Source organism: Yersinia pekkanenii (assembly GCF_001152565.1).
Lineage (GTDB): Bacteria > Pseudomonadota > Gammaproteobacteria > Enterobacterales > Enterobacteriaceae > Yersinia > Yersinia pekkanenii.
This window is the reverse complement of sequence record NZ_CQAZ01000037.1, coordinates 1-12042: the sequence shown is the minus strand read 5'-3', so window position 1 is coordinate 12042 and position 12042 is coordinate 1. Positions and strand designations below refer to the sequence as shown.

The following is a 12042-nucleotide window of genomic DNA, read 5'->3' as shown; positions in this document are numbered from 1 at the left end:
ATTCCTGTTTTTAGTTTTATTTACCGTATACTCCATTTAATCGATAATTCCCCAACAATCTCTAAATTAACTCACATCTGTTTCCTTCTGCTTTTTAATTGCTCGATCTAATTGCACTCTTGGTCTGTTGCACTATCTATGCCCGCGCGTTGCGCATTATTGGTGCAGACAATTGGGTTATATATCAGGTTATTTGACCATAATATCTATAATATTCAATTAAATTATCAAGATATAAAACTGGCATGGCGTTTGCGCAGAGTAATTCAATCTTGTGTGTTTTTACTCAACGACCAGAGGTTAACGCTATGCAACATCGTAACTTGATTAAGGTTTTCGCACTCTCAGCTTCGGTTATCAGTCTGGGGGTGGCATTTGGCACGCTAGCAGCCGACACCATTAAAGTGGGTATTATGCACTCGTTGTCCGGCACGATGGCTATCTCTGAAACACCACTGAAAGATATGGCTCTGATGAGTATCGATGATATCAACGCTCATGGCGGTGTATTAGGTAAACAACTGGAGCCGGTTATTGTTGACCCCGCATCTAACTGGCCGTTATTTGCTGAGAAAGCGCGGCAATTGTTAACGCAAGATAAAGTTGCGGTAGTGTTTGGTGCCTGGACCTCAGTTTCCCGCAAGTCTGTATTACCGGTATTTGAAGAGTTGAATGGCTTACTGTTTTATCCGGTGCAGTATGAGGGGGAGGAAATGTCGCCAAACGTCTTCTATACCGGAGCTGCGCCAAACCAGCAGGCTATCCCCGCCGTGGAATACTTATTAAGTGACGATGGTGGTGCGGCGAAACGCTTTATTCTGTTGGGTACTGATTATGTTTATCCGCGTACCACCAATAAAATCTTACGTGCCTTCCTGCACACTAAAGGCATTCAAGATAACGATATTGAGGAGATTTATACCCCCTTTGGTTACAGCGATTACCAAACTATTGTGAGTAATATTAAGAAATTTTCTGCTGATGGCAAAACAGCGGTTATTTCCACCATCAACGGTGATTCTAATGTTCCCTTTTACAAAGAGTTAGCTAATCAGGGAATTAAGGCGACAGATGTGCCGGTTATTGCTTTCTCTGTGGGGGAGGAGGAGTTACGTGGCATTGATACTAAACCACTGGTGGGTAACTTGGCGGCCTGGAACTACTTCCAATCAGTGGATAACCCGACTAACAAGAAGTTTGTCGAGCAGTGGAAGGCTTATGCCAAAGCACACACGCTGCCGAATGCGGATACTGCCGTCACCAATGACCCCATGGAGGCGACTTGGGTAGGCATGCATATGTGGGCGCAGGCGGTAGAAAAAGCCAAATCAACCGATGTGGATAAGGTCCGCGCGGCTATGGCTGGGCAAACCTATCCGGCACCTTCAGGTTTCACTCTCACGATGGATAAGACCAATCACCATCTACATAAACCGGTGATGATCGGCGAGATTGAGGCTAACGGGCAGTTCAATGTGGTATGGCAGACCGATGCCCCTATCCGCGCTCAACCGTGGAGTCCATTTATCGTCGGAAATGACAAAAAACCGGACCATCCAGTGAAAAGTACTCAGTAACGGTGACTCTTCGGAGTCAGCTTGTATTGACGACGACAGACTGACTCCGGATCTCTTTTGCCACCTATCAGTGATGAGTGAGCCTATGAAATTGTTAATTCCTGTTTGGAGTAGAGCCGCCAATGGTTTACTCAGGCCGATAATTGGCTTGTTACTGAGCATTTCAACCTTGGCAATCGCCGGGCCGGCCCATGATTTTGCTGCGGCCAACCGCTCACAACAAGCCACGATGTTACAGCAGTGGGCGGCAGCGCCAGATGTCAGCCGATTACCCTTATTGCAAGCACTGAAACAAGAAACCTTGATGATAGATAGCGCAGGGCAGGCCTTTGTCCAAACTAACCTGGGTTTCACCCCGCTAGAAGGGGCGTCGCAACCGGCAAGTGCTCCCAAGAAAATCTGGCTCAATAACCGGTTACGTATCCTGATTGCCAATGCGCTGACAGCTCAACGGCTGGTCAGTGAAGATGGCACAGTGCGCCTGCAAGCGGCACTGGAATTACAACAACAGGCGCAAAGTAGCCAGTTGCCATTACTCAATCAACGTCTGAAATTGGAGACTGATAGCCATGTTAAACAGGCACTGGGCATGGCATTGGCCAATTTACAACTGACTGACCACAATTCGCTGGTGCGTCTGCGTGCGGTACAACTGTTGGGACAATCCGGTTCGCCACAGGCTCAGTCACGGTTACAAAGCTTAACTGATGTCAACCTTGAGCCTGATGCGCAAGTTCGCGCTGCTGCGGCCAGTAGTTTAAAACAGGTGCAAAACCGTCTATGGGTCGGGGATATCATCGGGCAAGTGTTCAGTGGGTTATCACTGGGATCCATCTTATTGCTGGCGGCGTTGGGGTTGGCTATTACTTACGGTTTATTGGGGGTTATCAATATGGCTCATGGTGAAATGCTGATGCTAGGGGCCTATTCCGCTTATCTGGTGCAATCATTGTTTCAACAATTTGCCCCGCATTGGCTGGCACTGTATCCGTTGGTCGCTTTACCCGTCGCCTTTTTTATGACTGCTGGGATCGGCATGGCATTAGAACGTACGGTCATTCGGCATCTTTATGGTCGTCCGTTGGAAACGCTGTTGGCAACTTGGGGGATCAGCTTGATGCTGATTCAGAGTGTGCGGATGATCTTTGGCGCGCAAAATTTGGCAGTGGCCAACCCTGCGTGGCTATCTGGCGGGGTACAGTTGTTACCTAATCTGGTTTTACCGTGGAATCGCATTGCGGTGATTGTATTTGTAGTGATTGTTCTGCTGCTGACTTGGCTATTGCTGAATAAAACCCGCCTTGGCTTACAAGTGCGGGCGGTGACGCAAAATCGAGCAATGGCCGCCTGTTGCGGAGTGGCGACCGGGCGGGTTGATATGATGGCATTTGGCCTGGGTTCTGGTATTGCCGGGCTGGGTGGCGTTGCATTATCGCAATTGGGTAATGTCGGCCCGGAATTAGGGCAAGGTTACATCATCGACTCTTTCCTGGTGGTGGTGCTCGGTGGTGTTGGGCAATTAGCCGGCAGTGTTGTGGCGGCGCTGGGGCTGGGCATGCTGAATAAAATTCTGGAACCACAGATTGGCGCAGTACTAGGTAAGATTTTGATTTTAGTGCTGATCATTTTGTTTATTCAAAAACGACCACAGGGTCTGTTTGCCCTTAAGGGCAGGGTGAGTGACTAATGAATCAACCTTTGGCTATTACTCTGACGCAAAAAGCACCGGTTATCAGCCTGTCATTAGGTGCCGTGGTGGTAATTATGCTGATTATCCTGCCTTTTCTGGCGTTGTTGCCTGCGGATAATCCACTGGCTATATCAACCTATACCTTAACGCTTATTGGCAAAATTCTATGCTATGCGGTGGTGGCTATCGCGCTTGATCTGGTGTGGGGATATGCCGGATTACTGTCATTGGGGCATGGTTTGTTTTTCGCTCTTGGGGGTTATGGCATGGGGATGTACCTGATGCGTCAGGCATCAGGTGAGGGTTTGCCTGCATTTATGTCTTTTTTGTCATGGTCTGAATTGCCGTGGTTTTGGCGTGGTAGCCAATACTTTATTTGGGCATTGTGCTTGATTGTATTGGTACCCGGTTTACTGGCTTTTATTTTTGGCTATTTTGCCTTTCGCTCCAAAATAAAAGGCGTCTATTTTTCCATCATGACTCAGGCATTGACGTACGCGGGGATGTTACTGTTTTTTCGCAATGAAACGGGTTTTGGTGGTAACAACGGTTTCACCGGTTTCACCACCATGCTGGGTTTTCCGGTATCAGCAACCTCGACCCGTATTGCTCTGTTTCTGGCGACATTGACCCTGTTAATTGCCAGTCTGGCGCTGGGCTTTGCATTGGCACGTACCAAGTTTGGCCGGGTACTGACCGCAGTGCGCGATGCCGAAAACCGTCTGACATTTTGTGGTTATGATCCAACGGGTTTCAAGTTATTTATCTGGACATTATCTGCCGTACTCTGTGCTTTGGCAGGGGCGCTATATGTGCCACAGGTCGGTATCATCAATCCCAGTGAAATGTCGCCGACTAACTCGATTGAAGCTGCTATCTGGGTCGCACTGGGGGGGCGTGGAACGCTAATCGGCCCGGTACTGGGGGCGGGGATCGTCAATGGTGCAAAAAGTGGGTTCACGATGGCGATGCCGGAATATTGGCAATTCTTCCTCGGGTTAATATTTATTTTGGTCACGTTGTTCTTGCCGAAGGGTGTTATCGGATTACTGCGACGGGGGAAAGACAAATGAGCCGGTTTCAAATTACGGAACAACTGATTTATCCCGAAATAATTACTCAGGAGCCTGGTGCTCTAGCACATGCGGCTGATAAGTACCGCCAGCAACGTGATCCGGTGCTGACATTGGAAAATATTAATGTCAGTTTTGACGGTTTTCATGCGTTGCGTGACTTGTCATTGCAAATCGGTGTCGGGGAGTTGCGCTGTATTATTGGCCCTAATGGTGCGGGTAAAACCACGCTAATGGATGTGATAACCGGTAAAACGCGCCCACAGACTGGCAAGATGATGTATGACCAACATCATGATCTTTCAACTATGAATACTATTGAGATTGCCCAGGCAGGGATTGGACGAAAATTCCAAAAACCCACGGTGTTTGAAGCGCTAAGTGTTTTTGACAATTTAGAATTGGCGCAAAAAAGTACCAAAACCGTTTGGGCAAGTTTGCGTGCCAAGCTAAACAGCGAGCAGCGGGATCGCATTGACGAAACGCTGGCTATGTTGCGCCTAAGTGATATGCGGCAGCGGCAGGCTGGTTTGTTATCTCATGGTCAAAAGCAGTTTCTTGAAATAGGCATGTTATTGGTACAAGACCCCCACTTGCTGCTATTAGATGAGCCAGCAGCCGGGATGACAGATGCAGAAACGGCTTATACCGCCGAGTTATTTAATCAATTGGCAGGGAAGCATTCACTGATGGTAGTGGAGCACGATATGGGGTTCGTCGAGACCATTGCCGATCATGTCACGGTGTTGCATCAAGGGCAGGTTTTGGCCGAGGGTTCATTGGCAGAGGTGCAGGCTAACGAGCAAGTGATAGAGGTTTACTTGGGGCGCTGAGTCGCTCTGACTCTGTGTAGCTTCTCCCTCATTTGGGTTGACCAAACGTCGGGGGATCGCGCCTTGATTCACTGCGGCTGAGTGGTTCTGGCTTTGGGTTGTTCCTCCTCATATCACATTAATTGAGTATTTAAGGGCGATATATGCTGCAAGTGAATGAACTGGATCAATATTATGGTGGTAGCCATATTTTGCGTGGCTTGTCATTCGAGGCTGCGGTAGGAGAGGTGACTTGCCTGTTGGGCCGTAATGGCGTCGGCAAAACGACGCTACTCAAATGCCTGATGGGGCTGGTGCCGCTCAAAAACGGTAACATTTGCTGGGAAGGTAAAAACATTAGCCATCAGTCGCCACATCAGCGGGTAAAAGGCGGTATTGCTTATGTGCCGCAAGGGCGAGAAATTTTCCCGCGATTAACGGTAGAAGAGAACATTTTGTTGGGGCTTTCGCGTTTCCCCGCAAAACAGAGCACAGCCGTACCCCATCATATTTATCAACTCTTTCCCGTATTACACGAAATGAAACATCGCCGTGGCGGGGATTTATCAGGTGGGCAGCAGCAGCAACTGGCAATTGGCCGGGCATTGGCTTGCCAACCCCGTTTGCTCATTTTGGATGAACCAACCGAGGGAATTCAGCCCTCGGTTATCAAGGAAATCGGCGTGGTTATTAAACAATTGGCCGCTCAAGGGGATATGGCCATCCTATTGGTTGAGCAGTTTTATGATTTTGCCGCAGAACTGGCGGATAACTATTTAGTAATGTCCCGTGGCAAAATTATCCAGCGAGGGCGCGGCATCGATATGGAACGGGATAGCGTCCGTGGGCTGGTAGCCATTTAACTGACGGTTACGGCAGACGCGTTTCGTCGATTGGCAGTGAATCAGATGCGCCCCATTCAGCCCAAGAGCCGTCATACAGTGATACTGATGGTGCGTTGACGGCCGCTAACCCCAAAGCAACCACTGCGGCGGTGACTCCGGAGCCGCAACTGGTAATAATGGGTTTGTTTACATCAACCCCTTGGGCGGCAAAAATGCTCGCCAGCGCGGAGGGTGATTTCAGATTGCCATTTTCCACCATGCTCCCCCAGGTCACATTAATACTGCCGGGGATACGGCCAAGGCGCAGGCCGGGACGAGGTTCTGGCTCCTGTGCTTTAAATCGGCCCGCCGGGCGAGCATCTAAAATCTGTATCTCATTATTTCCCAGTGCCGCAACAACCTCATCAACGTTTTTGACTGCTGCGCTATTGAAGATTGCATTGAACGTCTGGCGGGTAGGTTTAGCTGGGCCAGTTGCTAATGGATAACCTGCCTGTTGCCAACCACTGATGCCAGCGGCCAATATGTGCACATTTTTTACACCAAATGTGCGGAATGTCCACCAAACCCGTGGCGCAGAAAACAGGTTGCCATCGTCATAAATGACGAGAGTATGCTGCTCACTGACCCCTAATTGGCCCACCCGCTCACTGAATACCGGTGGTGATGGCAGCATATGAGGTAAGCCGGTGCTGTGGTCGGCTATTGCATCAATATCAAAGTATACGGCACCGGGAATATGCCCTTGCTCAAACTCAGCCTGAATATCTCTTTTAGGTATCAATCCAGGCGGTGACATTCTGGCATCCAAAATAACGATATCGGCATCATTAATATGCCCGGCCAGCCATTGCGGTGTAACCAGAAAAGGTGAGTTCATAGCCAATTACCTATCAAAATTATAAAGGAGCGATGAGTTGAGTGCTTTATCGTGGTGTTCACTATATAACGAATTCACGCTATTGAAACCCTGACCCGCCAGTTAGCACATTCTTAGCTATATAGAGCACAGTGCGGCCCGTTCCACCTTGAACGAAACCGCATGGTCATGGCGTCTACTATTCCTAAACCTCAATTACCATTTGGTTCATCATGATTTGCCCGCTTTGCCTTGGTATGAGTTGTGCCAGATTTATCCGGAAAATCGCCTTCAATATCAGCATCGCAGCGGCCAATTCGTCGTAAACGGCTATACTCAATGGTTTGCAGCCTTTGCTTTTACTGCGTTGGAAATAGAAATACACCCTTTTTACGATAGCGAGCATAAAACTGTTATAGAGGAAGAGCGGCATGACGTGATTGAAAGCCGTGGTGGTCACTCCCCGTCAATGTAAAGCAACTCGCAATGTAAAGTAGAATGCTGTTTCTGATGGTGAAATTTTTTTGCGACCGCTCTGATTATCTAAATTTGACTGTTGTTATACCCAGTATTTTATGTAATCTTAGCGGAAAGCCTTGCCGGTGAAGCTTTGTTTAAACGCTTAACTATCATATTGTTATGTATAAAACAGATGAGCCTGTCAGTTTGGTGTGACGGTAATAATATATTTAATATCAATTGGTTATTGGGTTTGTTGTGGACTAAATCTACTCTAGTTATTGATTTGTTAATGAACGATAACCACTCCATAGTAGGCAGGTATTCACGTTTCATCAGCATTAACGACTCAATTCTCATTAACTCTTGGGCATATAGAGGTAAGCATGGCAAAGACCCTAACCCGTGGCCGGATTTTTGCGCTGGTTGCAGTGATGCTGGCAGCATCAAGTGGTGTATCTCAAGCGGCAGATACTGTTCGTGTTGGCTCAAAAATTGACACTGAAGGCTCACTACTGGGCAATATTATTGTGCAGGTTCTGGATGCTAACGGGATAAAAACCACCAATAAATCACAGTTGGGTACCACCAAAGTGGTGCGTGGTGCTATTACCGCAGGTGAGATTGATATCTATCCTGAATATACCGGCAATGGTGCATTTTTCTTCTCCGATGAAAAAGATCCGGTCTGGAAAGATGCTAAAGCAGGCTATGAAAAAGTAAAAGCATTGGATTACGAGAAAAATAAACTGGTATGGCTTTCACCCGCGCCGGCAAATAACACCTGGACCATTGCGGTACGTCAGAGTTTAGCTCAAGCGAATAATTTGAAGACGCTGGAGGATCTGGGTAAATGGATTAATGCCGGTGGGAAATTCAAATTGGCAGCTTCGGCCGAGTTTATTGAACGCCCAGACGCCTTACCTGCTTTCCAGCAAGCCTATGGCTTTAAATTGAATCAAAACCAACTGCTATCATTGGCCGGTGGCGATACCGCTGTGACGATTAAAGCTGCCGCTGAGCAAACCTCAGGCGTTAATGCGGCCATGGCTTATGGTACCGATGGTCCGGTAGCGGCGTTGGGATTACAAACTCTGGAAGACCCAAAAGGTGTGCAGCCTATTTATGCGCCAACGCCTATTATCCGCGAAGCCACACTGAAAGCGCATCCCACGATACCTGCGTTGCTCAATCCGGTATTTGCCACTCTTGATGGTCCTACGTTACAAAAACTGAATGCCCGTATTGCGGTTGAAGGCCAGGATGCGAAAAAAGTGGCAGCTAATTACCTGAAAGAAAAAGGGTTCGTTAAAGGATAATGGCGCGTATACGGGATGGCGCTATCAAATAAACAGGTAGCCCGTTATCACGATAAAGGTTATCTGTCATGGAGATGGATGTTTATGGTTGTAAAAAACCGGGTACTGTTAGCACTGGTTATTTTATTGGTTTTATCAGGCGCAGGGCTTTCTTTTGTTAGCCATGCGCCTAACCGATTGATTTCCGGGCAAGGTATCTCGTTGATATCGCTGGTAACCGGTTCAGTTTGGTGGTTGCTAATCCCTATGGTTTTGCTGTTTGCTTTTGCTTTCTTTAAACAAAATGTGGTGCTGCATTGGCTAACGGTTTTATGTGCCGAGTTATTGCTGTTTGGTTTGTTGTTACTTGCAGCTACAACGGCCACACACCTTGCCGGAGGTGAAGAGAGTCTGGCCCGCACATCGCTGGGAGGCGGTTTCTGGCTGATGGGTGGGGTGAGTATATTGATCGCGGTCGATAGCTTGTCTCGTGCCATGGTTAATCCTGTTTGGCGTAGTTTGGCTAATGTCTTGCTGGTTCTGCCGGTCGTCATATTGTTGGTGACGGGTCAACTGGATCAACTGTCATTAATGAAAGAGTATGTTAATCGCCAAGACGTCTTTGACGATGCTCTGTGGCAACATCTTCAGATTTTGTTAACAACACTGGTACCCGCTGTACTGCTGGGTATTCCCCTTGGCCTGTTCTGTTTTCGCTCTCGCCGCTTTCAAAGCATTATTTTTTCCACCTTGAATATTATTCAAACTATCCCATCGATTGCCTTGTTTGGCTTGCTGATTGCGCCTTTGGCAGGGCTGGCTGCGGCTATCCCCTGGCTGGCAGAGCACGGTGTTAGTGGTATCGGTTTGGCACCGGCTATTATTGCGCTGGTACTTTATGCCTTGTTGCCATTAGTCCGCAATGTGGTTGCCGGACTTGAGTCCGTTCCTGACAGTGTTGTGGAGTCGGCCCGAGGCATGGGGATGACCCGCAGCCAGCTATTCTTTCAGGTGCAAATCCCCATTGCGATGCCACTTATTTTGTCTGGTATCCGTATTATTGCTGTGCAAACGGTTGGGCTTGCCGTGGTGGCGGCACTGATCGGCGCAGGCGGGTTGGGGGCAATTGTATTTCAAGGTTTGCTCAGCAGTGCATTGGATTTGGTGTTACTGGGCGTTATACCGGTGATAGTGATGGCGGTTGTAGTCGATTCACTGTTTAAATTCATCGTTATTTTTATGGATACTTCAGGTCGATGATTCATTTCCATCAGGTAAGTAAATATTTTGCCGGTAAACGGGCGGTTGATAATTTGACGTTACAGATTGCCAAGGGGGAATTTACCGTACTGATTGGTACCTCGGGTTCCGGTAAGTCGACCACACTGAAAATGATTAACCGGCTGATTGAACATGATGAAGGGCAGATCCATTTTGCCGGTGAAGAAATTCGTAACTATAAACCTGAAGATATACGGCGGCGGATGGGTTATGCCATCCAATCCATTGGATTATTCCCACACTGGACTGTGGAGCGCAATATTGCCACGGTGCCACAATTGCTGAAATGGCCACAGGATCGTATTCGCCAACGGGTGATTGAGTTACTTGAGCTGTTACATCTGGAACCAGAACAATTTCTCCATCGCTATCCTCATCAACTGTCTGGTGGGCAACAGCAGCGGGTTGGTGTTGCCCGAGCCTTGGCGGCTGATCCGGAAGTATTATTGATGGATGAGCCATTTGGGGCGTTAGACCCAGTAACCCGTTCTGCATTGCAGTTTGAGATCACCCGCATTCATCAATTATCGGGCCGGACGATTGTATTGGTCACTCATGATATTGATGAGGCTTTGAGTTTGGCAGATCGTATAGTCCTGATGGATGAAGGGCGAGTTATTCAGCAAGGGACCCCTCTTGAAATGTTGACTCATCCAGTCAATGACTTTGTTCGTGATTTCTTTGGTCGCAGCGATCTTGGGATTAAGTTGTTGTCATTGGGATGGGCTGAACAACGGGTCAGGCGCGGTGAAACCCTGATAGGGCCATCGATACTGGGTACCACTAGCCTGCGTGAAGCACTTTCCCTGTTTGTATCCCGTCAGACAGATAAATTGCCGGTTAGCGATGAAAATGGGTTGCCATTGGGTGTGCTTTACTTTGCTGATTTGGTGGCTGATAAGGGGGGCGCGTGAAGCTTGAGGCAACCGGTGAGGTAAAAAAGATAACCGTTGAGAATGCTAAGACAGGATTGCTGAATGGGTTGAAAGACCCACTCTGCTGGGCGTTACTTTTATTAGCTGGATTGGTTTTTGGCATGACCTCTCTACAAGGTTTCTTTGCCGCTTTATTCCCTGACCTGGATAGGCCGGTCTATGTACAAGATACATTCTGGTCACTGGTAGTTGCTCATGTCTTACTGGTGCTGATTTCCAGTATTATTGCTGTTCTGATGGGGGTCAGCGCCGGTATTGCGGTAACCCGCCCCGCGGGGAAAGAGTTTCGCTCGGTGGTGGAAACCGTGGTTGCGATGGGGCAGACTTTTCCACCGGTTGCTGTACTGGCCATTGCTGTGCCGGTGATGGGGTTCAGCGAGAAACCGGCGATTATCGCGTTGGTGCTTTATGGGCTATTGCCCATTTTACAAGGCACGATCACTGGTATTGAGTCGGTTTCGCGGGGTATCTGCGAAGTGGCTGAAGGGGTAGGAATGAGCGCTCGGCAGATTTTATGGCGGGTTGAGCTGCCTCTGGCAGCACCGGTTATCGTTGCAGGTATCCGGACCTCAGTCATTATTAATATTGGTACTGCGGCTATTGCTTCAACTGTGGGGACCAAAACCTTGGGTTCTCCGATCATTATTGGACTTAGTGGTTTTAATACCGCCTATGTTATTCAGGGTGCCGTGGTGGTCGCCCTCTTGGCAATTATTACTGATATGATTTTTGCCCGTTGGAATCGGCGATTATCACGCTGGCGGGCAGTACAATCTCTTCCGATAACCAGGCATGACTGAGGGTTTGATTTTTGCTGTTCTCATCAAGAGTCGGTGCCTATGCTGATTTCACGTCCTATGTATGGTGTCCAGCCGCAGGATGTACACCCATTTTGGCAGCTATTATTGCAACAGTTGCGCCATCATGAGGTTAGCGGCATAAGCGAGCAATTAGTCTGGCTTTCCGATTTACTGCAACATTGACGCGATCCTAATTTGCTTTTGCGCCAGATCTGTGGCTTTCCATTGGTGACCTTATTACGACAACCGGTGCAATTGGTGGGGGTATTTAGTTATGCATCACCTTATTGTTCAGGAGAGTATTATCGTAGCGTAGTTGTGGTGGGTCAATGTCTTTGGATATATCAAATAGAATAACTTAAATATCCATTAATCAATAGTCAGCAATTTATTATATTTATATATTATTAATT

10 protein-coding genes and 2 pseudogenes are annotated in these 12042 nt (G+C 48.0%); 11 read left to right on the top strand and 1 reads right to left on the bottom strand.

The window, feature by feature from the left end:
* Positions 1 to 308 precede the first annotated feature (308 nt).
* From urtA to urtE, 5 genes are all read left to right on the top strand, one after another.
* Entirely contained in the window at positions 309 to 1577 is a 1269-nt protein-coding gene (gene urtA / locus AEP37_RS16895; RefSeq protein WP_049614454.1) for an urea ABC transporter substrate-binding protein, read from the top strand.
* Between the two features lie 85 nt (positions 1578 to 1662).
* A complete protein-coding gene (gene urtB / locus AEP37_RS16890) occupies positions 1663 to 3264 on the top strand; it encodes an urea ABC transporter permease subunit UrtB (protein WP_049614453.1) in 1602 nt (533 codons plus the stop codon).
* Positions 3264 to 4340, top strand: a complete 1077-nt coding sequence (gene urtC / locus AEP37_RS16885; protein WP_049614452.1) for an urea ABC transporter permease subunit UrtC — start codon at positions 3264 to 3266, stop codon at positions 4338 to 4340. The genes urtB and urtC overlap by 1 nt, the downstream gene beginning before the upstream one ends.
* The gene (urtD, locus tag AEP37_RS16880; protein WP_049614451.1) at positions 4337 to 5173 is read left to right on the top strand and encodes an urea ABC transporter ATP-binding protein UrtD; all 837 of its coding nucleotides are present in this window, start codon (positions 4337 to 4339) and stop codon (positions 5171 to 5173) included. The genes urtC and urtD overlap by 4 nt, the downstream gene beginning before the upstream one ends.
* A gap of 143 nt (positions 5174 to 5316) precedes the next feature.
* On the top strand, positions 5317 to 6015 hold the full coding sequence (urtE, locus tag AEP37_RS16875) for an urea ABC transporter ATP-binding subunit UrtE (RefSeq protein ID WP_049614450.1): 699 nt from the start codon (positions 5317 to 5319) through the stop codon (positions 6013 to 6015).
* Positions 6016 to 6022: 7 nt separating this feature from the next.
* On the opposite strand, the gene sseA is transcribed toward urtE, so the two are convergent.
* The gene (sseA, locus tag AEP37_RS16870; RefSeq protein ID WP_049614449.1) at positions 6023 to 6877 is read right to left on the bottom strand and encodes a 3-mercaptopyruvate sulfurtransferase; all 855 of its coding nucleotides are present in this window, start codon (positions 6875 to 6877) and stop codon (positions 6023 to 6025) included.
* A 124-nt stretch (positions 6878 to 7001) separates the two neighbouring features.
* Between sseA and AEP37_RS25080 the strand changes: the two are divergent.
* The 6 genes and pseudogenes from AEP37_RS25080 to AEP37_RS16840 form a co-directional block, all read left to right on the top strand.
* Positions 7002 to 7331, top strand: a pseudogene (locus tag AEP37_RS25080) (fatty acid desaturase); the annotation flags it as partial.
* Positions 7332 to 7701: 370 nt separating this feature from the next.
* Entirely contained in the window at positions 7702 to 8634 is a 933-nt protein-coding gene (gene osmF / locus AEP37_RS16860) for a glycine betaine ABC transporter substrate-binding protein OsmF (protein ID WP_049614447.1), read from the top strand.
* An 84-nt stretch (positions 8635 to 8718) separates the two neighbouring features.
* Positions 8719 to 9873 carry an ABC transporter permease gene (locus AEP37_RS16855; RefSeq protein ID WP_049614488.1) on the top strand — a complete coding sequence of 385 codons (1155 nt, stop codon included), beginning with the start codon at positions 8719 to 8721 and terminating at the stop codon, positions 9871 to 9873.
* On the top strand, positions 9870 to 10808 hold the full coding sequence (locus AEP37_RS16850; RefSeq protein WP_049614446.1) for an ABC transporter ATP-binding protein: 939 nt from the start codon (positions 9870 to 9872) through the stop codon (positions 10806 to 10808). Before AEP37_RS16855 ends, AEP37_RS16850 begins: the two co-directional genes overlap by 4 nt.
* Before the next feature lie 122 nt (positions 10809 to 10930).
* A complete protein-coding gene (locus tag AEP37_RS16845) occupies positions 10931 to 11629 on the top strand; it encodes an ABC transporter permease (protein ID WP_156168640.1) in 699 nt (232 codons plus the stop codon).
* A gap of 57 nt (positions 11630 to 11686) precedes the next feature.
* Positions 11687 to 11953 (top strand): annotated as a pseudogene (locus tag AEP37_RS16840) (phosphate ABC transporter substrate-binding protein); the annotation flags it as partial.
* Positions 11954 to 12042 lie beyond the last annotated feature (89 nt).